This is a genomic window from Thermodesulfovibrio sp. TK500a (assembly GCF_055381765.1).
The window spans coordinates 1,755,569-1,780,934 of sequence record NZ_AP041606.1; the positions used below are offsets into that span (position 1 = coordinate 1,755,569).

Consider the following 25,366-nt stretch of genomic DNA (forward strand, 5'->3'; position numbering starts at 1 on the left):
AAATGAGTTTATATAAAGACTTTCAGATGCCCAAGAAAGTTGAGTTTGAAAAAGAGAGTCTAACAGATAGTTATGGAAAATTGATTATTGAGCCCCTTGAGAGAGGATATGGAACAACATTAGGTAATTCTCTTAGAAGAGTTCTGCTTTCATCTCTTGATGGAGCAGCTGTTTACGCTATAAGAATAGACGGCGTTCTCCACGAGTTTAGCTCAATTAAAGGCGTCAAAGAGGATATACTTGACATTATTCTGAATGTAAAAAAGATAAGATTCAAGTATCATTCTCAAGAAGCTGACAAAAAAATAGCTTCAATAAAAGTTAAAGGTCCTGCTGATGTTACTGCCGAACTTATCAAGACTGACGGGACATATGAGGTATTGAATAAAGGCCAGTTTATATGTTCTATTGATAACGATGCCCAGTTAGAGATGTATCTGTATATTAAAAGAGGCAGAGGTTATGTGCCTTCTGAGATGGTAAAAGATGAAGACCTGCCTGTTGATGCTATGACAATAGATGCAGTATTCAGCCCCATCAAAAAAGTTAATTTCAAAGTAGAAAAAACAAGGGTAGCCGAACATACTGATTATGATAGACTTATACTTGAAGTATGGACAGATGGTAGTATTTCTCCGGAAGTTGCGGTAAGCGAAGCTTCAACGATACTTATAAAGCACTTTGAATATTTCATGCTCGTAAAGGATTCTCTTTCTCATACCAGAGAAACAGAAAGCAATACTACAGATATTGATAATGTTTTAAACATGCATTCGTTGAATGTGAATATTTTAAAGCCAATTGAAGACCTTGAGCTTTCAGTGAGGGCATATAACTGTCTGAAAAGTGCGGGGATTAACACAGTTGCTGAATTAATTCAGAAAACAGAGCCGGAACTGCTTAAAACGAAAAATTTTGGAAGACGCTCTCTTGATGAAATAAAAGAAGTATTGGCAAGACATGGATTGAAATTGGGAATGATATTAGAGCCAGAAGTAATTGAAAAACTACAAGAAAAAGCTCAGAGGGGGTAAGTATAATGAGGCATAGAGTTGATGGAAGACACTTTGGAAGAACGGCAAATCAAAGAAAAGCACTGCTTAGAGGTCTTGTAGCCTCTTTAATTAAATATGAAAGAATTGAAACTACCTTAGCGAAGGCAAAGGCAATAAAGGAAATTGCCGATAGGCTTGTTACATTTGGGAAAAAAGGTGATTTACACTCAAGAAGGCTTGCTTTATCCTATCTGCCCGACAGAGAGCTCGTAAGAAAACTTTTTTCAGAGATTGCCCCTCGTTTTGTCGATAGAAACGGCGGATATGTAAGGGTTGTGAGAACGGGAATGCGAATAAAAGATAGTGCACCTATGGCAATCATAGAGTTCGTGGATTATGTTAAGGAGGAAAAGGAAAAGCCTAAAGAAGAGAAAAAAACAGACTAATTAGCCGTAAGCTCTTTTAAAACAAAGAAAATTCTTCTTAAATTGACATAATTTCTTAAAATTTGCTATTTTTATATAATTCCTGGGTAGCTCAGCCGGCAGAGCGGGTGGCTGTTAACCACTTGGTCGGGGGTTCGAATCCCTCCCCAGGAGTCTAAATTAGATAAAAATCTTGCCTTCAGATGCTTAGCATCATGAGGATGAAATGAGAGGAGGATATAAATGCCAAGAGTAAAAGGTGGACCTAAGACAAGAAGGTATCATAAAAAAGTTCTTTCCATGGCAAAGGGTTATTACAGCGGCAGACGTCGTTCATACAAAGTTGCTGCAAAAGCTGTAGAGAAAGCGTTGGAACACTCTTACAAAGACAGAAGGCTTAAGAAAAGAGACTTCAGGTCGCTCTGGATAACCAGAATTAATGCGGCTGTCAGAATGTTCGGTCTTACATACAGTCAATTTATCGATGCCCTTAAGAAAGCGGAGATAGGTCTTAACAGAAAAGCTCTTGCCCACATAGCCTACAATGATATAAATGCATTCAAAGAAATCGTTGAAAAGGTAAAACCCTTTGTGAAAGCCGCATAAATGGAAGACCCTCTTAAACAAAGTTTTCTTAGTGAAATCGGGCAAGTATCTTCTCTACAGAAACTTTTAAATATTAAAGCCAGGTATATTGGCAAGAAAGGACTCCTGACAGAAAAAATAAAGGGACTGGGAAATCTCTCTAATGAAGACCGGAAGTTTTATGGAAAATACTATAATGAACTTAAAAATTTTATTGAAGAACAATTAAAAACAAAAGAGAGCGAATTAAAACAGAGGGAAATAGAACACTCTCTTAGAAAAGACATAATAGATATAACTCTTCCAGGTAAGGATTACTACTTTGGTGGCTGTCATCCTGTAAATAAGACTCTCATTGAGATAATAAAAATATTCCAAGAGCTTGGTTTCACTGTTGAAGAAGGTCCTGAAGTAGAGCTTGACTACTATAACTTTGAAGCTCTCAATATTCCCAAGAATCATCCTGCCAGGGACATGCAGGATACCTTTTATGTGAGCGAAGAAGTGGTGCTAAGAACTCATACTTCACCTGTGCAGGTGAGGGTTATGGAGAAGAAAAAACCGCCTTTAAGGTTCATATCGCCGGGCAAAGTGTATCGATGTGATTCTGACGTTACCCACACTCCTATGTTTCATCAAGTTGAGGGTTTAATGGTTGATGAAGACGTGTCTTTTTCGCATCTTAAAGGAGTATTGGTTTATTTCTTAGAGAGACTTTTTGGAGAAAATACACCTGTAAGGTTTCGTCCAAGTTTTTTTCCTTTTACTGAACCTTCAACAGAGATAGATATAGGATGTATAATCTGCGGAGCAAAAGGTTGTAGGGTTTGTAAAGGAACAGGATGGCTTGAAGTGCTCGGTGCAGGGATGGTTCACCCGAATGTTTTCAGATTTGCCGGTTATCCAGAGGGTAAATATACAGGATTTGCCTTTGGAATGGGTGTTGAGAGGCTCACTATGCTTAAATATGGCATTGATGATATAAGATTATTTTTTGAGAATGATATAAGATTTCTGAGGCAGTTCTAATGAAGATTCCCCTAAGCTGGCTAAAAGAATATCTTGAAGGCACTATGGACGAAGCAATTCTTCCAGAGGCTCTAACAATGGCAGGCCTTGAAGTTGGTTCAGTTGAAGAGATTGAGGGAGATAAGGTCTTTGACCTTGAGATAACGCCGAATAGAGCAGATTGTTTAAGCCTTCTTGGTATTGCAAGGGAGATTAAGGCTATTTTCAGGTTAAATCTGAAAAAGCCACAATTTGAGATAAAGCAAGCTCTGAGAGATGATAGGTTTACAATTTCAATAGCAGACCCTCACCTTTGTTATCGCTATGCAGGAAGGATAATCAGAAATGTTAAAGTAACTTCATCTCCTGAATGGCTCAAACTAAGATTAGAAAAAGCAGGAATTCGTTCTATAAACAATGTGGTAGATGTGACTAACTATGTTCTCCTTGAATACGGCCATCCTTTACATGCCTTTGATTTAGACCTTCTTGAGGATTACTGCATCAGGGTTGGGACGCCAAAGAGTATTTTAGGAACAAGCTCAGCAGAAATAGAGACACTCGATGGTGTAAAGAGAGTTGTCGGCTCAGAGGACCTTTTAATTTGGGATGGAAAGCGGCCTGTTGCTGTGGCAGGAGTAATGGGAGGGGCTAATACGGAGGTTACTGATAGAACAGTAAACATTCTTCTTGAAAGCGCTTATTTTAAACCTGAGTCAATAAGGAAAACGGCTAAGAGACTTGGCATTTCAACAGAGGCTTCATACAGATTTGAAAGAGGCACAGACATAGAAAATCTCATCAATGCCCTTGACAGAGCAGCCTATCTCATTCAGAAGTTAACAGGTGGAGAAATATATGAGACAATCGATGTATATCCGACAAAAATTCCCGTAAAAGAGATTTCATTCAAAACAGACAGGATAAGAAAATTCATCGGCCTTGAAATAGACGACAGAGAAATATTAGAGATTCTCAGCGAGCTTGATATTGAAGTTAAAAAGAAAGAAGATTTCTACATTGCAAAAGTGCCGACCCATAGGCAAGACCTTTCGATTGAGGAAGATATTGCCGAAGAAGTGGCAAGAATATACGGTTATGACCGTGTTCCAGCAGAAATGCCGAAGGCTTTTAAGCCAGTTAAGGAAAATTTAGAACTCTCAAAACGCAGAGAATTTATAAATCTAATAAGAGATGCCATGATTTCCCTTGGTTTCAGTGAAGCTGTTAATATGAGCTTTATGTCTGTTCAGGATTTAGACAATCTTGAAATTCCACAGGAAGACAGGCGAAGAAAGGTAATTTCCCTTTTAAATCCTTTGAGACAGGAAGAATCGGTGATGCGAACCATGCTTACTCCTTCAATAATCAGAAATATTGAGAGAAATACTTCAAGAGGTATAGAGACAATTAAATTATTTGAGATAGGAAGGGTTTTCTTCTCAGAGCATAGCGAGCCATTACCTCAAGAGCTAACTCATATTTGCTTTGCAACAAAAAAAGAAGATTTTAAGTCAATATTCAATGAAGACCCCTTTGATTTTTATTCTCTGAAGGGAATAGTCGAAGGTCTACTTAGAAGGCTTAGGCTGAAAGACATTCTTTTCAGAAGGTCTTCTGAACCCTTTTTACATACAGGCCAGTCTGCGGATATTTATATTAACGGAGAAAAGTTCGGTTTCATAGGTGTTTTATCTCCTAAAGTTATTTCAAAATTTGACTTCAAAACAAAGCCATATGTATGTATTGCCGAGTTAAATCTTGAAGCTTTATTTAGAGCCATTCAGAATATAGCTGCCGTTACATATAAACCTTTTTCAAACTATCCGCCTATAAAAAGAGATACGGCCTTATTAGTGCCAATTGATTTTGAAGCTCAAAAGATTTTTGATTTAATAAGCTCCTATGGAAATGAACTTGTTGAGGATGTTTATATTTTTGACGTATATAAAGGTAAAGGCATTCCTGAAGGAAAATTAAGCATTGCTTTCAGAATAACATATCGGGCATCTGAAAGAACTCTCACCTCTGAAGAAGTTGATACCCTTCATTCAAAACTAATTCAGAATATTATATCTGAGACAGGAGCAGAATTAAGATTTTAGCCTGTATCCTGCCTCCTCAAGAGCTTTTGATATTTCCGAAAGTGTAACCATGTTTTCATCAAAAACTATATGAGCTTTTCCGATTTCAACATCTGCATCTTCCACTCCTGCTTTTAAGAGTGCTTCGGTGACTCTTTTTACACAGTGCTGACAGGTCATTCCTTCAATAAAAATTGTCATTTCTTTCATCATAACCTCCAATTAAATTTTAATTGCAAATATCTTGATTATTAGATATGAAAAAACAAAATAGGCTAATAGTCCTGTAACTAAAGAAGGTATAACTCCTATTTTTGAACTCAGAGATATGACGGAAAAAATATATGCCAACCACGGAAATAGCATAATCAGCAGGCTTTTAGCATACAATACCACATTCTTCTGGCCTGATTCGACGTATATTATGATAAATGTTACAAGAGTTATTACGGGAAGATTGGCAAAAAAGGCTGCCATTAGTCCTTTTGAGTGCGACGCAAAATAACTTACAAGGCTTACAACTGTTCCACCAAGTACAAAATATAGTAAGTATTTGAATTCCATATTAAGTTAAAGATTATTTAGATTTTTTCTAATCTCTTCAATTAGGGAGAAGACAAGTTCGCTCTCTTTCACGGTTTTTATTACCTCACCTTTTGCAAAAACTATTCCCTGACCTTTTCCTCCCGCTATTCCAAAGTCTGCTTCCTTTGCTTCCCCTGGTCCGTTAACGCAACATCCCATAACAGCTACTTTCAAGGGAGATTTTATATTTTTTAGAGATTTCCTAACCTGTGTTACCATTCTCTTTATATTGACCTCACATCTTCCACAGGTGGGACAACTAATTATCTCAACTCCAACTTTTCTTGCTCCAACAGTTCTTAATATTTCATAGGCTACTTCAACCTCTTTTACAGGAGAGTCAGTAAGCGATACTCTAACGGTATCGCCAATTCCTTCAAGTAAGAGGATTCCTATTCCTATAGCTCCTTTGACAATTCCCTCTGGAGGCGGGCCTGCCTCAGTTATTCCTACATGAAGAGGATAATCGTATTTTTCACTGAAGACACGATAGGCCTCAATTGTTTTCAAAACATCGGATGCTTTAAGAGATACTTTGATATAGGAGAAGTCTAATTCTTCAAGAATATCAATATGTCTTGAAGCTGCCTCAACCATTGCCTCTGGAGAAGAGTGTCCGTATTTTTGCAGAATATCTTTTGGAAGAGACCCTGCGTTAACTCCGATTCTTATGGGAATTTTATTTTCTTTTGCTGCATTTACCACTTCTTTTATTTTCCATTGAGCTCCTATATTTCCCGGATTGATTCTTAGTCCACTGACGCCTTGCCTTATCGATTCAAGAGCAAGCTTATAATTAAAGTGTATATCTGCTATGATAGGGATTTTTACGCTTTTTTTTATCTTGCCTATTGCTTTGGCTGCTTCCATATCTGGCACTGCCACTCTCACTATTTCAGCTCCTGCTTTCTGTAGTTGTTTAATCTGAAGGATTGTTTTTTTTGTGTCTCGTGTATCAGTTTTTGTCATCGATTGAACAGAAATGGGAGCATCACCTCCAATAGGCACATTTCCAACATATATTTTTCTTGTTTTTCTCCTATTCACTCTTATTCCCTCTTAGTTCATTTATCACTGAGACATGTCTGTCATAATTTACGGAAAATTCGTGTGAACCGTCTCCTCTTGCAACAAAGTAAAGATAGGGAACTTTAGCAGGATTGAGAGCTGCTTTTATGGAGGTTAAGCTTGGCGAGGCAATAGGACCAGGTGGTAGCCCTTTGATTATGTAGGTATTATAAGGTGTTCTGTTCTGGAGGTCTTTCTTTGTCACTCCTTCTCTGTATCTTTTAATTCCGTAAATAGCAGTGGGGTCTGCCTGAAGGGGCATTCCAAGTTTCAGTCTGTTATGATATACGGCAGAGATAATAGGCTTTTCCTCCTCAAGTTTTGCCTCTTTCTCAATAATTGAAGCCAGAGTAACTACTTGATTTACTGTCCATCCGAGCTCTTTTGTTTTATTTATAAGAGCTTCATCGTATACACTCCAGAATTTCCTCACCATCATTGTCACTATTTCCTCTATTTCCATTCCCTTGGGAATACTGTATGTGGCAGGATACAAGTAGCCCTCAAGGGATGGAGCATCAATGTTTAGGGATTTTAGAAATTCCTTTTTTGTGCTTAATTCTAAAAATTTAGAGCTATAGTCAGGATTTAACTTTGAAAGCTTCTCGGCAATTTCAAATATGCTGTCTCCTTCAACAACTGTAAATGAGTAGTCTAAGATTTTTCCTTCCAGCAGCTTGTAAAGAAGGTCAACTAAGTTCATTTCAGGAGTTATCAAGTAATAACCTGCTCGTGCCTTTTTTTCGATACCGAGAGCTCTACCGGCAATTTTGAATACGGTTTCATTTCTAATAAAGCCCTTCTCTTTGAATATTGATGCAATTGTAGAGAAACTTGCACCTTTAGGTATATAGACCTCTGCGTTTTCTCTGATGTTAAAAGGCTTGAGCAACTCTAACATCAGATAGACTATTAAGAATAAAAGATAACAGACGAGCGTTAAAGCGAGGGCTTTGCGAATGTTCATTTTTTAATGATATCAGATATTTTGTGAATGAGGCAAATCTATCGCAGAAGCCTCATATATGGTCATAAAAATTAGTTTCATATCGATAAAAGCTATCCTTAGAAAAATTAAGATAGAAAAAAACAATTTTACTAAAAGGTTAAATTTATATAAAATTTTTAATAAAAAACTCTGGAGGGTCATATGGGTGAGTGGAAAAACTTTCTTGCTACTCGATGGGGTATAATTTTTGTTGGCATTTTAATAGGCATTCTTGCTTCAATCTTACAGAAGCTTGGCAATCCCCCAAATATGGGCATATGCGTTGCCTGTATGGAAAGAGATATTGCTGGAGCATTAGGATTTCACAGAGCTTCGGTTGTTCAGTATATGAGGCCTGAAATTCTCGGGTTTGTCCTCGGTGCTTTCCTTTCTGCCCTTGCCTTTAGGGAGTTTCGTCCAAGAGGTGGTTCTGCACCTTTTATAAGATTTATTCTTGGCGTTTTTGCCATGATAGGTGCATTGGTTTTTTTAGGATGCCCTTGGAGAACACTGCTGAGGCTTGCCGGTGGTGATGGAAATGCCATTTTTGGTCTTCTTGGACTTATCTTTGGTATTTGGATAGGAACAAGGTTTTTGAAGGCAGGATACTCTCTTGGAAGAACGCAAGTTTCAACTTCAAAGGCAGTGGGTCTTGGGTTTCCTCTTTTAATGCTTGGATTACTTATACTTCTTCTTATTGACCCTCAGCCAGAGGGAGAGTCAAGGGGTATGCTTCTTTTCTATAGCCTGAAAGGACCAGGGTCACAGCATGCACCCTTGTTAATATCTCTTGCCGTGGGCTTACTGATTGGAGTTATTGCCCAGAGAAGTAGATTTTGCACAATGGGTGCTTTCAGAGACCTCATCCTTTTCAGACAGGGACATCTGTTTTCTGGTATAGCGGCTTTATTTATTGCCGCATTTATTACAAATTTAATTCTCGGCCAGTTCAATCCAGGTTTTGAAAAACAGCCGATTGCTCATACAATGCAGCTTTGGAATTTTCTTGGAATGACCCTTGCTGGACTTGCCTTCACACTTGCCGGTGGCTGTCCTGGTAGACAACTTTTCATGTCTGGAGAAGGTGATGGAGATGCAGCAGTTTTTGCTACAGGAATGATTGTCGGTGCAGCCATAGCCCATAATTTCGGACTTGCCAGTTCTCCATCGGGAATAGGTCCCAATGGAGCTGTTGCAACAGTCATTGGTTTAATCGTATGCCTAATTATAGGTTTAACAATGAGAAGGAGGTAAAAAATGGCTGAAATTGTTGATGCAAGAGGACTTTCGTGCCCTGAACCTGTTCTTTTAACTCTTGAGGCAATTAAAAGACTTGGTAAGGGGGAAATAGAGATTCTTGTTGATACGGATACATCAAAAGAGAATGTCTCAAGGGCGGCCTCTTCAATGGGTTGGCAGATTGAAAATGTTATTGAGGAAGGCTCTGGATACAGGATAAGGATAAAGAGGGATTGAAATGGGGATACTTAAAAAGCTTTTTAAGGGAAAAGAGGAGAGTTCTCAAGTAGTATCTTGCAATGACAAGGCGATTTTACTCTTTGAAAACACTTCGGAGGTAATAAGGGCCGAGAATATTCTTAAAGAAAATGGTTACACCATAAGGGTAGTAGGTCCTCCGGCTCATGTGCGAAAGGGATGTGACCTTGCGATAGAAATTCCTCTGTTACATACAATGGGAATTTTGAAGGTTTTAAACTCTTATGGATTACCACCTCTTGATTGGTTACCCTCAGATAATGGAAAGCTAAAGCCTGTAGACCTTTTTCACATAAAGGATTTTGGGCGTTATTTAATGGTTAGGGCAGCTAATATGAAAATCACTGTTCACAAGGCCTCTTTAACAATCGTAAATGTTTCTGGTGGTGGCTGTCCTGATGTGCCATACCTGGCAGCAATGATGGTCGGTAAAAAACTAAATGAGGCCATAGAGCCAAGACTAATTGGACATACTTTATGTGGATATGCCCTTCAGTTAGCCTATGATAAAATAAAGGAACTATGCTTGCCATAATAGGCACAGTTCCTGATGAAGAATTTAAGCTTTATGCAGGCGAAGTAAGCTTAGAGGGAGAAAGTCTTGTCCTGAAAGATAGGAGAATTCCAATCCAAAGAGGAACTCCTGCTTTAATTGCCTCAGCTATCAAGATATTTGAGTTATTTGGAAAAACCCTTCCATTTGTTTATCTTGCAGGAGACACTGGTAGAGGAAATGGCAGTAAGAGGCTTTATGAATTTTTAGTAAATGACCTGAAAAATAGAACTTTTACAACTTTGACATTCCATTATCTCCTTCCTGATGCAGACTGGTGTAATAAAATTCTTTTTTCTATCGATGAAATGCCTCTTCGTCCTTTTCTAATTGCTGATGCAGGATTTATGTATGCTGCAAAGATGAGTGGAAACGCCACTTCTTTTGACCTCTTTACTCCAGACATAGGAGAACTTGCATTCTTAGCCGATGAAGAAGCTCCCCATCCTTTCTATACGAGGGGATTTCTTCTTCAAGAAGAGGACAAGGTAGAAGAACTTGTTCAAAGAGCCTATGCACATGGTAATGCATCAAAATATCTTCTCGTAAAGGGAAGAGCCGACTGTGTTGTTAAGGAAGGTAAGATTATTGAGACAATATCAGAACCTATGGTAGAAACCCTTGAGCCTATTGGCGGGACAGGAGACACTTTGACAGGCATACTGTCTGCTTTAATTGAATGTGGCTATGCTTTAGAGACTGCCTGCATTACTGCTTCCAGAATAAATAGATTGGCAGGAAAACGTGCTAATCCAGACCCATCCACTCAGATAGGAGATATAATTAAATATATTCCCGAGGCTTTTAAACTCATCTAATATTTGATATAATTGACTTAAAAATGAATAAGAGCTTCTACATTACCATATCGTTTATTCTAAGCATTGCTGCACTCCTTTGGTTTGTCTATCCTCCTTCTAAACCACCTATAAAAATAGGTCTCATGGTTTCACTTACAGGAAGTTCGCCAGAACTTGGTAGAGAAATAAGAGATGGTGCATTTATGGCTGTGGAGGAGATAAACAGAGAAGGGGGGGTTAGGGGCAGAAAATTAGAGCTGATAATAAAGGACAACAAAGAAAATGTTGAAATAGCAAAAATAAATTATCTCGAACTAATAGATGAAGGAGTTGTGGCAGTAATCGGGCCTTCAACAAGCACGAGAGCGAGAGAGTTATTACCGCTTATAAATGAAGAGAAAGTTTTAACTATCTCGCCAACTGTTTCGGGCAATATATTTGCAAAGAGAGATGATTATTTTATAAGGCTTGAGCCAACTAATAAGGATTTTGGTCACTCACTCGGAAAATATGTGAAGGATAAAATAAAGCCTAAGAGAGTTTTGTTGATGGTAGATGAGAGAAATCCCATATATACTGCTGATTTTGCAGGAAGTTTTATTGTGCAACTCAACAAAGGTTCTTCCATATTTAGCATTCCCATTGAAAAGAATATCTCAGATTTCAATGCCCTGATAGAAAAGGCTTTAAAATATAATCCAGATTTTATAGTTATGATAACGGACACCTTTAACGCCTCCATTATAACCCAGAAAATTAGGACAACTAATCCTAAAATAAAACTGGCCATAGCACCGTGGGCCAGATTTTACGGCTTCATATCCTTTGCCGGGCCTTTTGCTGAGGGAGTTTTAAGTGTTGGATATTATGACGAGTCTCCAAAAAATGAAAAATACATGATTTTTAAGACAAAATTTATGCAAAAATTTGGCTATCCGCCGGATTCATCAGTTATAAACAGCTATAATGCGGTTATGCTAATAAAAGAGTCGATTATTAGAGGAGCAGAGCCTTATAAAATCAGAAAAAATATCATAAATGGCATCTTTAGACTTCCTCTCGGTGAGTTAAAAATAGACAGGCATGGAGATGTAGAGATAAAGCCTTTTGTAGTAGAGATAAGAAATGGTATGTTTGAGAGAATAGACCATGAAAGTAACTTTTAATTTTAAAACATTTATCTTCATACTACTTCTTATTTTCGCAGTCTCTCTTATTATTTCAACGAACGCTTATATTTACATTTTTTCAAAAATTCTAATAACCAGAGATAAACAAAATGAGTATGAGGCAATAATAGAGACTTTTCAGCAGTACTTTGAAGGAAACATAAAGGATAACGAAATTTTCTTAAACTCAGTAAGGAACATTATTGAGAGAGAGACAAACTCTAAGGAAAGAAAGGTTCAGCTACAGAGATTGCTTGAGCTAAATCCCTCCGTTAAATATATAATCATTTTTAGTAAGAACGGTTTTATCAAAAAGATATACCCCGAAAGAAAGGATGCTCTTAATTTGTATCTTGGCAATTCTCCTATTTTTTTAGATATCGGAAAAGCTTTATTCTCTGGTCCCCATGTTTTTCTAATTGACAGAAAATCCTATTATGCCCAGTCATTGAAATTCAGAGACGATTACATTTCAATACTTGTAGATTTACCAGATTTTAACAGCTATCTTAAGGGTTTAAATAAAAAAGGCTACGTTTCCTTTGTCGTTGACAATAAGGGTAAGATAATTGCTCATTATGAGGAAAGTTTTGTAAATGAAGGAATGAATATTAAGATGTTAATTTCGGACTTATACGAGATAAGGGAGACGGACACTCCAAAAGAGTTTACGATAAAGGATAAAAAGTATCTCCTATACTCAAAGTATATTCCTCCTTTGGATAAATATATTTTTATGGGAAATGAATACAGACGAGCCTTTGCAGAGTATAACATCTTCAAGGAGCAGATACTATGGCTTGTTTTATTTTTTATAATGATAGCCTTTGCATTAAGTCTTGTTGTGTCAAATTTTATTCAGAAACCATTTTTTGAGCTGTTTGGGCTAATAGACAACATAAAAAAACGAAATAAAAATCTGTCATTTACGAAAACTTATTTTCTTGAATTCAATAACCTTGCCGAAAACATCTCAGATATGGGCAGAGAAATAGCCGAGAGAGAGGAGAAACTCGTAAAACTTTTTGAAACATCACGAGATGCTATAATAATCTCGGATATTAAAGGCCAGATTTTAGAGATAAATCCAGCAGGACTACAGATGTTTGGATACGAAAACAAAGAGCAGATAGAAAGTGCTTTAGCCTTTTATTCAAAGCCATCAGACCGTAGCAGATTCATAGAACAAGTGATGCAGAAGGGATATATTGAAAATTACGAAATCAAAGCTAAGCGTAAAGACGGTAGCTATTTTTATGCATTACTATCTTCCTCCCTTGTAAGAGATGAGAGAAATGAGCCACTCTTCTTTATCTCTGTTGCAAAGGACATAACAGAAAAGTTAAGAATACAGCAGCAGCTCTTTCAGGCTCAGAAAATGGAAAGCCTTGGAAAACTGGTAGGAACTATTGCCCATGACCTCAACAACATGCTCACTGTAGTATCAAGCAACAATCAATTGATACAGATTCATACTAAGGAAGATGAAAAAATAGGGAAGTATACGGAGGGTATTGCTGTTGCCGTAGGAAAAATAAGAGATTTTATAAAACAGCTTCTTGCCTTCTCAAAAAGACAGGTTTTTGAATTTAAAATTTATGACCTAAATGAGGTAATTCAGGAAGAGATAAAACTTTTAAAACCAGCTCTCAGAGAGGATGTAACTCTAAAAGTGAAAACATACTCTGAACCTTTATATGTAAGCCTTGACGTTACACAGTTTACCCAGGTTTTGCTAAATCTTCTTGTTAATTCCTTAGAGGCGATGCCTAATGGAGGAGAAATATCTATATCCTTAGAGAGAAAAAGAATAGAAAAAATCGTTGCCGATAGTTATCCCAGAGTAAAGGAAGGCGTATTTGCCTGTGTAAGCTTTTCAGATACAGGCAAGGGAATTCCAGAGGAGATAATCGATAAAATTTTTGAGCCTTTCTTCACAACTAAGGAAAGCGGCACAGGTCTTGGACTATCTACTGTTTACAGCATCGTAGAGCAGCACAAGGGATTTATAAATGTTTACAGTGAGTTAGGAAAGGGTACTACCTTCAGAATATACTTGCCTCTCACTGATAAGGAAAAGGAGACGTCACTAAAGATTGAAAATAAAATCACTGTGGAAAAGAGGAGAATCCTTCTTGTTGAGGATAATCCAGAAGTAAGAACTGCAATAGAAGAGTTGTTGAGAAAATACGGTTTTGAAGTTCATTCATTTGCAAGCGGAGTAGAGCTTATTGAGAAGTTTGATTATTACATTGATAGATTTGACGTTTGCCTGTCCGACATAATAATGCCAAGGATGAATGGTCTTGAACTTTATAGAAAATTAAAACAGACAAAGCCTGACATTAAATTCCTCTTTATGACAGGTTATGCAGAGAATATTGAACAAATAAATGAGCTTACAAAAGAGGGATTAAAGGTTTTATCAAAACCTTTCAGTATTGACGAGTTTGTTCAGAAAATAAGAGAAATCGAGCTATGATATTTTTCTAACTATCTCTTGCATTGCAGATGAGTCAATTTCTAATGAAATATCAAGATAACAGAATTTATCAGTAAGGGAAGGGTGCTTTCCAATCTTTACGAAGTCCTTTTTGGTGGTTATTACTAATTGAGCTTCAGAGGCAAGAGAATTAATTTTTTTAAGTAATTTTTCAGAATATATTTTGTGGTCTATGAATTTTTTGTATCCTACAACTTCTAAATTTAGACTTTTTAAAGAGTTTAGAAAGCCTTCAAAATTGCCTATGCCCGCAAAGGCATATACCTTTTGCCCTACTGGTGTTATTTTTTTCCCTTCAAAGCTAAATATTCCCTTAATTGAAAGGGGCGAAAAAAAGAGATTTTTAAATCCTTTTTCTTGAATTTCTCTCTTTAGGGACTCATTTTCCCTCTTTGTAATAAACACCATGTCAGCTTCAATTATTTCCTCTAAAGGAGACCTAAGGGAGCCTAAGGGTAGCAACCGTTGATTGTCAAATCCTCTGTATCCGTCTATTAGTAGAATGTTTAAGTTTCTTTGTAACTGCCAGTGTTGAAATCCATCGTCAAGAATAAAAATAACTCTGTCTTTTTCTGTTAAACATAGTTTCTCAATGGCATAAACTCCACCGACATATCTGTTAATAGCCTTTACGACAGTAAATCCTTCCATGACCATCATAAGTGGTTCATCACCTACATCTTCTGCATTCATGTATTCTTTCACAATTACTGGCCTCTTCAGTCTACCTCTGTATCCTCTTGTGAGAATTATAGTTCTGTATCCTTTTTTTTCAAGCTCTTTGGCTAAAGCTACAGTGAATGGAGTTTTGCCTGTCCCTCCTACTGTGAGATTGCCAATACTGATAACGGGAAAGGGAAGTTTTTTCTGATTTTTAATAGCTTTTTTCTTTTTTAGTCCATAAAAAAACAGGTAGACTTTCTCTAAGATACTCATTCTCGCCAGAAAACTCCGTTTATCAGTTTTACGACAGGCTGGTTTTCATAAAATTCTATTATGTTTACGCAGGCAAACTCTTGCTCAATTCTGAATATATTTTCAAGGGGGATACCAAGTATATTGCAAAGTATGACTCTGTTTATTCCGCCATGGGCAGTGATGAAAACTTGACTGTTTTGGTGGCTTGATATTATTTCACTTAAAGCCTCTGATGCTCTTTCGCTTACCTGCAAAGTGCTCTCACCACCAGGTGGTGAAAATCTTAAAGGGTCTGTTCGCCACCTTTCAAATTCTTCTGGATAAAGGGAGACAATATCATTAATGCTTAAACCTTCCCACTTGCCAAAACTTCTCTCTTTAAGGCTTTGTAAAGGCTTGGCCTTTGCCCTTAATGATAACTCCTCTGCTATTATCTCTGCAGTTTTTACAGCCCTTTTAAGGGGAGAGGAATAGCAAAACTCTACTTGGAGGTCGTATCTCTTCGTATAGTTTTTGAGAAATTTTGCTGTTTTCTCTACCTGCCTTTCTCCTTCTTTGCTCAAAGGAATGTCGATATGTCCCTTATAAACTTTTTTCTGCCCTTCTGTTTCACCGTGTCTTAAAAGATAAAGAACAAGCGTAGGCGTTATCAATATTCAATCCCCCTTCTTGCCTGTATTCCTCTGTCAAAGTAGTGTTTTATCTTTCTCATCTCTGTAACGAGGTCTGCTTTCTCAATTAGCCACTCAGGAGCTCCTCTTCCTGTTATAATGAGTTCACTGGATTTTGGCTTAATTTCAATTAGCCTTTCTGCTTCTTCTTTTGTTATGAGCCCTGTGCTTATTGCTACAGAGAATTCGTCAAGAATGATGAGGTCATATGTGTTTTTTTTGATTTTCTCTTCAATCTCTCTAAGACAGTCTTTTACTTTTTGCCTTTGAAGTTCATCGGGTGATTTAAAAACAAAGCCTGTGCTACAGCGGTATATTTCAACTAATTCTTGAAATTTGCTGAGAAATTCTACCTCGCCTGTTTGAGAACCTTTTATAAACTGCACAAATAGAACTTTTAAGCCATTTCCAATTGCTCTTACTGTTAAGCCTACAGCAGCCGTTGTTTTACCCTTGCCATCTCCTGTATATATGTGAATTAATCCTTCCATTAGATAGTCTCCAGGATTTTTACGAATCCCTTTTTTATTAAACTTACGGCGATTGTTGCCAGTAGAAGAGCCATGACTTTTGCAAAGGCTTTTATTCCATGAACTCCCATGATTTTAATTATCAGCTGGGCTTTCTCAAGCATCACCCAAGCAATAAGGAGATTCAGAATCAGTGATAAAATAACCATTCCATATCCATGTGTGCCAGCGAGAATTAGCAGAGTTGTAAGCGTTGCTGGGCCTGCAAGCAATGGTGTTCCAATAGGAACAACTCCGAGAGTTTCACTTATGGCAAATTCCTTTTCTTTAACCCTTAAAATTTCTGAAATAGACAGAATTAAAAGCAAAATACCTCCTGCAATCATAAAATCTTCAAGCTTAATAGCAAGAAGAGAAAATATAATGTTGCCCAGAAAAAGAAAAGAGATTGCCACTAAAAACGCTGTTATAACAGACTGTCTTGCAATCTTTGATTTTTCCCTGTCCGAGAGGCTCTCAACGAGTGAAATGTAAAGCGGCAGAATTCCAGGAGCATCAATGGCTACAAAGAGGGGTATAAAAGTGAGAAGAAAAGTGTCGATTATGTTCATCTATTAAGCATAACAAAAATAACGAGAAATAAGGAATTTCCCTTTAGGCAGAAATTATCGCATTCTCTATGGCTGTTTTATCTGTAGTGGGTGGCTCACAGGAGTAGTTTTTGCAGAGAAAATAAGTAGTTTTTCCTTCTAAGGTTTTCAGCTTCTTTATTTCTTCAGAGATACTTTCATTGATAAAGTCTTTCAAAAGAGGCAAAAAAGAGGGCAAAAACTGCTTTTGTAATTTACGAAGGAACTCCTTATCATCTTCAGTAATGTTTTCTGTAACTACTGCAAGTTTCTCTGTTCCCTTGAATATTAAATCAAGGGGTAGGGCAGAAAAGATATAATTCGAAGGAACTTTATCGATTTCTGAAGAGAATACTTTTAGAGTATCTATGGCTAATTTTTCATATTGATTTTTTCCTATAAGCCTTGCAAGCCTTATTAAATTGTATATCATAACTGAATTACCCGAGGGAGTTACGCCATCATAAATTTCCTTAGTTCTCTCTATGACAACCTCAGCATAATCGGCAATGCTGTAAAATCCACCTCGTTTTTTATCACGGAAATTTTCAATAACGAACTCGCAGAGATTTATTGCCTTAAGAAGATAGAGACTTTCAAGGGTTGCAAAATAGAGTTCCATCAATGCCCATATTAGATAGGCATAATCTTCCAGATAGCCATAAATAGAAGCTTCTCCTTCAAAGTATCTGTGAAGAAGCCTTCCTTCCTTGTCAAACATTTTCGAGAGTATGAATTCTATTGCTTTCTGAGCGGTTTCAATATACTCTTTATTTTCAAAGCCAACACCTGCCCTGCAAAAGGCAACAATAGCAAGGGCGTTCCAGTCTGTAAGGATTTTTTCATCCCTGAGCGGTTTTGCTCTCTTTTGTCTTATAGTAAATAACTTTTTTCGAATACTCTCTATTCTTTCAGTTAATTCGTTAATCTCAGTTTTAAGAGCCTCTGCTAATTCTTCCAGTGAGTTGTTTAAATAGAGAATATTTTTGCCCTTTCTTTTTCCTGTAGCTTCTTCGCAGTAATTTCCTTCAGTAGTAATTGGATAAAGCCTTTTGAAAAGTTCAAACTCAGCTTTACTGAGTGTATTTTCTATTTGATTATAAGTCCACAGATAAAACTCTCCTTCTTTTCCCTCACTGTCTGCATCTTCTGCAGAGTAAAAAGCTCCTTCGGGAGAATACATATCTCTCTTTAGATAGGTGGCAATCTCTTCTGTAACTCTTTTAAAGAACTCATCTCTGGTAATCTGATAGGCCTCTGTATAGGCAAGCATTAAGAGAGCATTATCATAGAGCATTTTTTCAAAATGAGGAATTATCCATTGTCGGTCTGTCGAGTATCTGTGGAAGCCAAAGCCAATATGGTCGTATATTCCACCCATTCTCATTTTTTTAAGAGTTTCAAGGCTAATCTGCAGAGCAATTTTATCTTTGTATCTGTAAAAATACCTGTGAAGAAAGAGCATATTAAGGGGTAGCGGAAACTTGGGAGCTTTGCCAAATCCTCCAAATTGTATGTCATAGACAATTCTCAGTCCTTCGAAGGCCTTGTGGATTGTCATTTCTGAAAGCTCTGTCTCAGCTTCTGATTTATTTAGAAATTTCTTCAGTGCCTCAGTTGCTCCCTGAGATACTTCAGTTATCTTTTCTCTATTTTTATTCCAGAGTTCTGAAATTCTTAAAAGAACGTTTTTGAAGCCGAGTTTTCCATACATATCATCTCTTGGTATATAGGTATCAACGAAAAAGGGTTTTTTGTCGGCTGTCATAAATACTGACAGTGGCCATCCGCCTCTATCTTGGAAGAGATAGCAGCTTTTCATGTAAATGCTGTCAATATCTGGTCTTTCTTCTCTGTCAACTTTGATGGAGATAAAAAAACGATTTAGTATTTCCGCTATCTCCTCATTTTCAAAAGATTCCTTTTCCATGACATGACACCAGTGGCAGGTAGAGTATCCGATGGAGAGAAAAATCGGTTTATTTTCTAATTTTGCCTTTTCAAAGGCTTCTTCACACCAAGGATACCAGTCAACTGGATTGAAAGCGTGTTGGCGCAAATAGGGGCTTTTTTCATTGATAAGCCTATTGGGAGACATTTGTCTTATAGGGTTTTCATGTAAGCAATTAAGTCTGCCAGCTGTTCATCGGTGAGGTCATTGAAAGAAGGCATATATTTGTAAGGTTTTTTTATTTGTAAGATAATGTTTTCTGTATTGACTGGTTTTTTGCTTACAGGAAGGTTTTTCTCTGCAAATATTCCTTTAAGTCCTGGTGCAGCTCTTTTGAAATCTTTTTTGTCAGTGTAATGGCAGGAAGAGCATAATTCGGTGAAAAGTTTTTTCCCTCGTTCTGCACTACCTTCTTTGCTTTTTGCAACAAGTTGTAACTGGTTTGTCTGTTTTGGCTCGTTTCTATCCCCCATTCCTGTAACGAGGCTGTAGCCCGTTGAAAAAGCTAATAAATTAAAAGTAAGAAGCACAACGAGGATACCGAGCAGTTTCGCATACGAATAGAACTGTCGGTAAAATTTTATAAAGACTATCTTAAGGGAGAACAGAAGAAAAATTGCTACTGCTGAAAAGGCATGGAGAGTTGCTCTCGGCGTAAGTTCAGCTTTTGTCTGAGAGAGTATGTATATGCAGGCGACAGCACCGATTAAAAACAATAAAAAGAAAACTCTTCCATTAATTCGGTGAATTTTTTTAAGTATTTCCATATTTCTCCTCCTTTCTTGTCTACCAAATATCTCAAACATCGTATAGCTTCCTACAAAAGACAGGACAATTAGAAGGGCTGATAAGATTAGCTTTAGAAGCATAGATAAATTATACCATACGGCTAAGCTTATTTTTATGTTTTATAGGAAATTTAATGGTAATTAGTGTCTATGCCCTCTGAGATATTTTTCTACTATTCTAATTATCCTAGAGATAAGTTTTTATTCACGGAATTTTCACAACTTTTATAGAAGGTTGGAATAAAATAATTTCATGAAAATGATGAATCGTGATAAGAACATACACAAAGTAAAAAAAGGAGGTGAGATATTTTTCAAAAGAGGATTCCTTTGGAGTCCTCAAAATCTTTAAGGAGGTTTTTAACATGAAAAAGCTTTTCATCAGAGACCAGAGAGGTTTCACACTTATCGAGCTCTTAATCGTTATTGCCATTATTGCTATTCTTGCATCTCTTGCTATTCCCCAGTACATGAGCTATCAGAGAAAGGCAAGAATATCCTCTTATGCAGAGCCAATTGCAAGAGCATGTATGATGGATTTAGCAGCCTATTGTGCTGAGAATCCAACTACTCAGCCTGGACAGAACGATCTTAGAAATTGTAATAACCCTCCGAATACTCCTGGTGGTCAAGTTACTTTGGTAAACGCTAACCTTCAATGTGATGCTACTGGAAATGGCCAGCCTGCAGCAAACGCAGAGTCAGTTGCTCAACTTGCTGGTGTTAACGATTACGAAGCAAGATGTAACTTTGAAAACCAGAGTGTAAGGTGTACAATACGTAACCGTTAATTTCTTCTCTCGCCCCCTGCCTCATTGGCAGGGGGTTTTTTTATTTTTGATAAACCTGCCGATGAGGAAAGCTTTTTTGAGGAATACCAGCCAGATTTTATAAATCTTACCAAACTCTGATAATTAAACACTTAAGATATGCTGTCTCCGGCATTGTAAGGAGAATAGGATGGTCTTTGCTTTGTGTGCCTTTGTGAAGAAGTATTCCTTTCTTGTTTAATGAGCTCATAGCCTCTTTGATTATTTCCATAAAGTCAATCTCTGAGATATGTTGAGAACAGGAAGACGTGGCCATAATTCCTTGAGGTTTTAACAGCTTAAGGCCGAGTTTATTCAGGGTTAAGTAACCTTCAATGGCGTCTTTTTTTTCGTCTTTTGATTTGACAAAGGCCGGTGGGTCTATTACAATAAAATCGTATTTCTTACCTTTCTTCACTTCCCACTTTAGGAAATCGAAGGCATCCGCTTTTATGAATTTAGACTTTTCACTAACGCTGTTTAGCTTAGCATTTTCTTTAGCTATTTCAACTGCCCGCTCCGAGATATCTACTGCTTTTATGTTTGCTCCTTTTCTGGCTAAATGAATACTCCATGCCCCTATGTAACAGAATAAATCAAGTCCTTCACCGGAACTAATGAGATTTTTTAAAAATAGCCTATTTTCTCTCTGGTCAAGAAAGAAGCCCGTTTTTTGCCCCTCTAAAGGGTCGAAGTAAAAACACAAATCATCCTCTACTGTCGTAAGAAATTTGTCAACATCTCCCTTTACGACCTCCTTTTCAACTTTCAATCCCTCTTTTACTCTTGCATGAGAGTCATTCTTGAGTATGATTATTTGAGGATTGAGTAATTCATCAAGTATCTCTAAAATCAGTTTTTTCAGCCTCTCCATTCCTGCAGTCAATATCTGAACTACAAGCGACTTATCATATCTGTCAACTATAAGGCCGGGCAGAAAATCGGATTCACTAAAAATTAGTCGGTAACTGTCCTTTAAGCCTAAAAACTCCTCCCTGTATTTCAATGCATCTTTAATCCTCTTTGTTAGAAATTCTTTGTTGATTTCTTCGTCATTAAAACTTAAAAGCCGTATTGATATTACAGAATTTTTGTTTATATATCCTGTGCCGATAATCTTATTTGTTTTCGCCTCGTATATTTTTACTATTCTGCCAGGTTCAATATCTGATATATTTGATAGGATTTCATTTCGATAAATCCAGAGACTACCCTTTCTTTTAAGGGGTTTTACAAGAATTTTATCCATAAAGCATAGTTTGAAAAGCCTTCCAATAAAAAGTCAATACTTATCTGAGCCTCTTCGGTTTGACTTATTCTTTCTTAAAGTTTTAGAATTTCTGTATGCGGACCGCAAAGAAAGGAAAGATAGAGATTAACTCTGATAGATGTAAAGGCTGTAAGTATTGCCTTCTGACCTGTCCTAAGGGGTGTATAGATATATCGTCGAATTTTAACTCCTCAGGATATTTTCCCGCCTATTTTGCTAATCCCGATAACTGCATAGGCTGTGCAATGTGTGCTGTTGTCTGCCCCGATATTGCAATTGAAGTGTTTGTAGAAGAGTAAACGTTTTTTTGTGTTAAAATATCTCCATCTTCAATAAGGGGTGGGGCGACTTTTGAATATCGGGGTAATTTTCTGCATTTGTTCAGGTCAGATTGATGAAAAGATTCCCTTTAATAATTTCAGAGATTTAATATCAAAAGAAGTCGAATGGATTGAAAGATTTGACCTTGCCTGTTCAGAAGACTCTCAGAGTATATTATCGGATAGACTCTCCCAGAAGAAACCCGAGGGTTTAATTGTTCTTGCCTGTTCAATTCATAACAAAGGTTCTCTGTTTGAAGAGATTGCTAAAAGGGCAGGTATTAATCCTTATATGGTCAACATTGTAAACTTGAGAGAACAGGTGGCATGGGTGACGAAAGACAAAGAAGCGGCAATCCATAAAGCCTATGCCCTTTTCAAAGGAGCATTGGAGAGGCTCAAAAAGCAGACTCCTCTTACATATTCGGAATTTCCTGTGTGCCAGGACGTTCTTGTGGTAGGAGGAGGCGTTGCTGGAATAAATTCGGCTTTATTGCTTTCGAAGTCGGGAAGAAAAGTTTTCCTGATTGAGAGAGAGGATTTTCTTGGAGGTAAGATTTCAAGATTTGAAAAACTTTTTCCTGTCCTAAGCTGCTCTCCTTGCTATGTCCATCCGATGATTGAGGAGATTTTAAATGGCTCTGTTGAGTTAAGACTGAATGCTGAAATAAGAGAGATAAAAGGCTATTTTGGAAATATTTATGCAGAAGTTTTGACAAAACCAATCTATGTAAATCCCAAAAAATGCATAGGCTGTTCAGCCTGCGAGGACATGTGCCCTGAAGGAGCTATAAGGGTAGACCCCATGAAATTACCTCCTATGGCAAGAATAAACTTGGAAAACTGCCTTAATTTTAAAGGAGATTCTTGTAGTCTATGTAAGGTAGAATGCCCCGTTGAAGGAGCAATTGATTTTAGTGAATTAGAGAAGGTTGAAAAAATAAAGGTAGGCTCAGTTTTATGGGCTACAGGATTTAATCTTATTGACTGTAGTATTTTCTCAAATCTTGGCTACGGAAAGGCTGATTACATATACAATGCCATTGAGTTTGAGGAAATTCTAAATGTAGAAGGACCAAGCAAGGGAGAGATTCTTGTGAAAAACGGAAAAGACCCTGAAAGTATAGCCATAATTCATTGCGTTGGAAGCCTTGATGAGAGATACAAGCCCTACTGCAGCAAAGTCTACTGTCAATATGCCTTTAAATTCAACAGAATTCTGAGGCAAAGATACGGAGAACTTAAAATTATACATTTCGTGAAGGAGATAGTCCTTCCTGGTAGAAAAGCCTATTCGCTTTATCAAAGTTCAATAAAAGACCCTCTTGTTGAGATTGTAAGGTATGAAAACATAGATGAGCTTTCAGTAAGGTCTGACGAGTCTATTCTCATAGATTTTAAGGATAGGAGATATGAAGTTGACCTGGTGGTTTTATGCCCAGCGATTATAAGTGGAGACAGTATTCCTGAAATTTCGGGTATAGTTCCGGTTGGTTCCATAAAAGAAGCGATGAGTGTAGAGGAGGCTGTAACAGATGCCTTTTCAGCAGTGGGAAAAATTCTTTCAGAACTCGGAGATGGCAGAATTATTAAATCTCCAGTCATAGCTAAAATAGATTATAATAGATGCACAAAATGTGGCATTTGCATTATCCAGTGTCCCTACAGTGCGATTGAACTGGAGGCGAATTCTCCAACTTTAATCGAGGCTCTGTGTGAGGGATGTGGAATATGTGTAGTTAGCTGTCCTGCCAAGGCTATGGACTTAGCAGGATTTACAACTGAACAGATAGAGGCTGAGATAGAAGGAATTTTATATGCTTTAAGGAGGAAAGAGGATGGCTTTAATAGTATTTGATGCGAGGGGATTAAAATGTCCCCAGCCTACCATACAGATGACAATTAAGGCTTTAAAAATGAAAAAGGGAGATATTCTTGAAGTTGTTGCTGACTGTCCTACCTTTGAAAATGATGTTAAAAACTGGTGCCGAAGAAACAATAAGGTTCTTCTCTGGATTAGGGACGAGGGTGGAGGAGTTAAAAGATGTCAAGTGCAGTTTTAAAGATTTCGTTAGTCATACTGATTCTTCTTCCAACCTTTCTTTATGCTCAGCAAGAAGATGTAATTGTTCTTGGTATGTCTGCTGCTTTCAAAGGTCCTACAGGTGGGCTGGGTATAGAACTTTACAGAGGAGCAATGGCCTATTTTTCTTACATCAATGAGAAAGGTGGCATAAACGGTAGAAAAATAGTGATAAAGGCCTATGACGATGGTTACAATCCTATACCTACCATTAAAAATACAGTAAAACTTATAGAAGAAGATAAGGTTTTCGCACTTTTCAATTATGTTGGAACTCCAACAGTAACGAGAATTCTTCCAATTTTAAAGAGTAACAGTGACAGAAATATCTATCTGTTTTTTCCTTTCACTGGTGCCATGCCCCACAGAACTCCTCCTTATGATGAATTCGTCTTTAATCTTAGAGCTTCCTATGAACAGGAAACAGGCGGACTTGTTGAAAACTTTATCAAAATTGGAAGAAAGAGAATTGGAATATTCTATCAAGCTGACGCCTACGGCAGAAGTGGTTGGAATGGAGTTAGGAAAACTCTCGCTAAATACGGTGGGAAAATTGTTGCAGAGGCAACTTATAAAAGAGGAGCAAAGTATTCTGATAGCTTTACAAAACAGGTTGAAATTCTCAGGAATGCAGGAGTTGATGCCATAATCTCTGTAGGGGCATATGCGGCATGTGCTGGTTTTATAAGAGATGCAAGGAATATGAAATGGGATGTGCCCATTGCAAATGTATCTTTTGTAGGTAGTGAGTTCATGATAAATCTTCTTCTTGAGGAAGAGCGAAAAACGGGGGTTTCCTACACTAAAAATCTAATTAACTCTCAGGTAGTTCCAAGTTACGAAGATACGGGACTTCCGGCAGTTAGACTTTACAGGGAGTTGATGGATAGATATAACCCCTTGCCGCCGTCAGATTTAATGGAAAAAGACTATAAAATTCTTAAATACAGTTTTGTCAGTTTTGAGGGCTTTTTGAATGCAAAGTTGATGGTAGAGATACTGAAAAAATTGGGTAAAGAACCTAAAAGACAGGAGATTAAAGGAGCTGCCGAGTCCATAAAAAATTTGGATGTTGGCATTGACGAAAAAATAAGCTTTTCACCTAAAAAACATCAAGCCCTTGACAAAGTCTACTACACTACTGTAAAGGATGGCAAATTTGTTCCTATAAGAGATTGGAGTGACTGGAAAAAATGA

Annotated in this window: 27 protein-coding genes and 1 tRNA gene; 17 read left to right on the forward strand and 11 right to left on the reverse strand. The window is 37.3% G+C overall.

Annotated features, from left to right (window positions below):
* The first annotated feature begins 2 nt into the window (after nucleotides 1–2).
* The 6 genes from ACZ430_RS09280 (at nucleotide 3) to pheT (ending at nucleotide 5,118) form a co-directional block, all read left to right on the forward strand.
* The gene (locus ACZ430_RS09280) at nucleotides 3–1,034 is read left to right on the forward strand and encodes a DNA-directed RNA polymerase subunit alpha (RefSeq protein ID WP_297210238.1); all 1,032 of its coding nucleotides are present in this window, start codon (nucleotides 3–5) and stop codon (nucleotides 1,032–1,034) included.
* Between the two features lie 5 nt (nucleotides 1,035–1,039).
* The gene (gene rplQ / locus ACZ430_RS09285) at nucleotides 1,040–1,441 is read left to right on the forward strand and encodes a 50S ribosomal protein L17 (protein WP_297210240.1); all 402 of its coding nucleotides are present in this window, start codon (nucleotides 1,040–1,042) and stop codon (nucleotides 1,439–1,441) included.
* Nucleotides 1,442–1,521: 80 nt separating this feature from the next.
* Nucleotides 1,522–1,594: transfer RNA gene (locus ACZ430_RS09290), tRNA-Asn, on the forward strand.
* A gap of 69 nt (nucleotides 1,595–1,663) precedes the next feature.
* Nucleotides 1,664–2,026: a 50S ribosomal protein L20 gene (gene rplT / locus ACZ430_RS09295; RefSeq protein ID WP_297210242.1), complete on the forward strand. Its 363-nt coding sequence runs from the start codon at nucleotides 1,664–1,666 to the stop codon at nucleotides 2,024–2,026.
* Nucleotides 2,027–3,034, forward strand: coding sequence for a phenylalanine--tRNA ligase subunit alpha (pheS, locus tag ACZ430_RS09300; RefSeq protein ID WP_464910566.1), 1,008 nt, complete (start codon nucleotides 2,027–2,029; stop codon nucleotides 3,032–3,034).
* Nucleotides 3,034–5,118, forward strand: coding sequence for a phenylalanine--tRNA ligase subunit beta (gene pheT, locus ACZ430_RS09305; protein ID WP_297210245.1), 2,085 nt, complete (start codon nucleotides 3,034–3,036; stop codon nucleotides 5,116–5,118). The genes pheS and pheT overlap by 1 nt, the downstream gene beginning before the upstream one ends.
* On the opposite strand, the gene ACZ430_RS09310 is transcribed toward pheT, so the two are convergent.
* The 4 genes from ACZ430_RS09310 to mltG all read right to left on the reverse strand — a co-directional run bounded on the left by ACZ430_RS09310 (nucleotide 5,107) and on the right by mltG (nucleotide 7,651).
* Nucleotides 5,107–5,307, reverse strand: coding sequence for a heavy-metal-associated domain-containing protein (locus ACZ430_RS09310; protein WP_297210249.1), 201 nt, complete (start codon nucleotides 5,305–5,307; stop codon nucleotides 5,107–5,109). The genes pheT and ACZ430_RS09310 overlap by 12 nt on opposite strands.
* Nucleotides 5,308–5,319: 12 nt before the next feature.
* Nucleotides 5,320–5,574, reverse strand: coding sequence for a hypothetical protein (locus ACZ430_RS09315; RefSeq protein ID WP_464910567.1), 255 nt, complete (start codon nucleotides 5,572–5,574; stop codon nucleotides 5,320–5,322).
* Between the two features lie 93 nt (nucleotides 5,575–5,667).
* Entirely contained in the window at nucleotides 5,668–6,735 is a 1,068-nt protein-coding gene (ispG, locus tag ACZ430_RS09320) for a flavodoxin-dependent (E)-4-hydroxy-3-methylbut-2-enyl-diphosphate synthase (protein ID WP_366934790.1), read from the reverse strand.
* A complete protein-coding gene (mltG, locus tag ACZ430_RS09325) occupies nucleotides 6,722–7,651 on the reverse strand; it encodes an endolytic transglycosylase MltG (protein ID WP_464910568.1) in 930 nt (309 codons plus the stop codon). The genes ispG and mltG overlap by 14 nt, the downstream gene beginning before the upstream one ends.
* A gap of 249 nt (nucleotides 7,652–7,900) precedes the next feature.
* Here mltG and yedE point away from each other — a divergent pair, with 249 nt between their 5' ends.
* Genes yedE through ACZ430_RS09355 form a run of 6 tightly spaced genes read left to right on the forward strand, consistent with a single transcriptional unit; the run spans nucleotide 7,901 to nucleotide 14,239 of the window.
* Entirely contained in the window at nucleotides 7,901–8,992 is a 1,092-nt protein-coding gene (gene yedE / locus ACZ430_RS09330; RefSeq protein WP_297210262.1) for a YedE family putative selenium transporter, read from the forward strand.
* Nucleotides 8,993–8,995: 3 nt separating this feature from the next.
* Nucleotides 8,996–9,214 carry a sulfurtransferase TusA family protein gene (locus tag ACZ430_RS09335; protein WP_297210265.1) on the forward strand — a complete coding sequence of 73 codons (219 nt, stop codon included), beginning with the start codon at nucleotides 8,996–8,998 and terminating at the stop codon, nucleotides 9,212–9,214.
* A 1-nt stretch (nucleotide 9,215) separates the two neighbouring features.
* Nucleotides 9,216–9,770, forward strand: a complete 555-nt coding sequence (locus ACZ430_RS09340; protein WP_297210267.1) for a putative Se/S carrier protein — start codon at nucleotides 9,216–9,218, stop codon at nucleotides 9,768–9,770.
* Nucleotides 9,758–10,606 carry an NAD(P)H-hydrate dehydratase gene (locus ACZ430_RS09345; protein WP_297210270.1) on the forward strand — a complete coding sequence of 283 codons (849 nt, stop codon included), beginning with the start codon at nucleotides 9,758–9,760 and terminating at the stop codon, nucleotides 10,604–10,606. Before ACZ430_RS09340 ends, ACZ430_RS09345 begins: the two co-directional genes overlap by 13 nt.
* 23 nt (nucleotides 10,607–10,629) lie before the next feature.
* Nucleotides 10,630–11,754: an ABC transporter substrate-binding protein gene (locus ACZ430_RS09350; RefSeq protein ID WP_464910569.1), complete on the forward strand. Its 1,125-nt coding sequence runs from the start codon at nucleotides 10,630–10,632 to the stop codon at nucleotides 11,752–11,754.
* Nucleotides 11,738–14,239 (forward strand): hybrid sensor histidine kinase/response regulator, encoded by a 2,502-nt coding sequence (locus ACZ430_RS09355; protein WP_464910570.1) that lies wholly within the window; start codon nucleotides 11,738–11,740, stop codon nucleotides 14,237–14,239. The genes ACZ430_RS09350 and ACZ430_RS09355 overlap by 17 nt, the downstream gene beginning before the upstream one ends.
* Here ACZ430_RS09355 and lpxK read toward each other — a convergent pair.
* From lpxK to ACZ430_RS09385, 6 genes are read right to left on the reverse strand one after another with little or no spacing between them, the layout of a single operon-like run.
* Nucleotides 14,234–15,196 (reverse strand): tetraacyldisaccharide 4'-kinase, encoded by a 963-nt coding sequence (gene lpxK, locus ACZ430_RS09360; RefSeq protein ID WP_464910571.1) that lies wholly within the window; start codon nucleotides 15,194–15,196, stop codon nucleotides 14,234–14,236. The two genes, ACZ430_RS09355 and lpxK, sit on opposite strands and share 6 nt — an antisense overlap.
* A complete protein-coding gene (locus ACZ430_RS09365) occupies nucleotides 15,193–15,831 on the reverse strand; it encodes a histidine phosphatase family protein (RefSeq protein WP_464910572.1) in 639 nt (212 codons plus the stop codon). Before ACZ430_RS09365 ends, lpxK begins: the two co-directional genes overlap by 4 nt.
* Entirely contained in the window at nucleotides 15,828–16,340 is a 513-nt protein-coding gene (cobO, locus tag ACZ430_RS09370) for a cob(I)yrinic acid a,c-diamide adenosyltransferase (RefSeq protein WP_464910573.1), read from the reverse strand. The genes ACZ430_RS09365 and cobO overlap by 4 nt, the downstream gene beginning before the upstream one ends.
* Nucleotides 16,340–16,930, reverse strand: coding sequence for a MarC family protein (locus ACZ430_RS09375; protein ID WP_464910574.1), 591 nt, complete (start codon nucleotides 16,928–16,930; stop codon nucleotides 16,340–16,342). Before ACZ430_RS09375 ends, cobO begins: the two co-directional genes overlap by 1 nt.
* A gap of 43 nt (nucleotides 16,931–16,973) precedes the next feature.
* Complete coding sequence (locus ACZ430_RS09380) at nucleotides 16,974–19,046, reverse strand: thioredoxin domain-containing protein (protein ID WP_464910575.1); 2,073 nt, start codon at nucleotides 19,044–19,046, stop codon at nucleotides 16,974–16,976.
* A gap of 5 nt (nucleotides 19,047–19,051) precedes the next feature.
* Nucleotides 19,052–19,768, reverse strand: a complete 717-nt coding sequence (locus ACZ430_RS09385; RefSeq protein WP_339945278.1) for a DUF6529 family protein — start codon at nucleotides 19,766–19,768, stop codon at nucleotides 19,052–19,054.
* 284 nt (nucleotides 19,769–20,052) lie between these two features.
* Here ACZ430_RS09385 and ACZ430_RS09390 point away from each other — a divergent pair, with 284 nt between their 5' ends.
* Nucleotides 20,053–20,478, forward strand: coding sequence for a prepilin-type N-terminal cleavage/methylation domain-containing protein (locus tag ACZ430_RS09390; protein WP_464910576.1), 426 nt, complete (start codon nucleotides 20,053–20,055; stop codon nucleotides 20,476–20,478).
* A gap of 106 nt (nucleotides 20,479–20,584) precedes the next feature.
* Here the strand turns inward: ACZ430_RS09390 and ACZ430_RS09395 are convergent, their stop codons facing one another.
* A complete protein-coding gene (locus ACZ430_RS09395; protein WP_339945274.1) occupies nucleotides 20,585–21,745 on the reverse strand; it encodes a class I SAM-dependent rRNA methyltransferase in 1,161 nt (386 codons plus the stop codon).
* A 95-nt stretch (nucleotides 21,746–21,840) separates the two neighbouring features.
* On the opposite strand from ACZ430_RS09395, the gene ACZ430_RS09400 reads away from it, so the two are divergent.
* From ACZ430_RS09400 to ACZ430_RS09415, 4 genes are read left to right on the forward strand one after another with little or no spacing between them, the layout of a single operon-like run.
* Complete coding sequence (locus tag ACZ430_RS09400) at nucleotides 21,841–22,065, forward strand: 4Fe-4S dicluster domain-containing protein (protein WP_464910577.1); 225 nt, start codon at nucleotides 21,841–21,843, stop codon at nucleotides 22,063–22,065.
* Between the two features lie 40 nt (nucleotides 22,066–22,105).
* Entirely contained in the window at nucleotides 22,106–23,944 is a 1,839-nt protein-coding gene (locus ACZ430_RS09405) for an FAD-dependent oxidoreductase (RefSeq protein ID WP_464910578.1), read from the forward strand.
* Complete coding sequence (locus tag ACZ430_RS09410) at nucleotides 23,925–24,149, forward strand: sulfurtransferase TusA family protein (RefSeq protein WP_297210311.1); 225 nt, start codon at nucleotides 23,925–23,927, stop codon at nucleotides 24,147–24,149. Before ACZ430_RS09405 ends, ACZ430_RS09410 begins: the two co-directional genes overlap by 20 nt.
* Nucleotides 24,131–25,366, forward strand: a complete 1,236-nt coding sequence (locus tag ACZ430_RS09415) for an ABC transporter substrate-binding protein (RefSeq protein ID WP_464910579.1) — start codon at nucleotides 24,131–24,133, stop codon at nucleotides 25,364–25,366. Before ACZ430_RS09410 ends, ACZ430_RS09415 begins: the two co-directional genes overlap by 19 nt.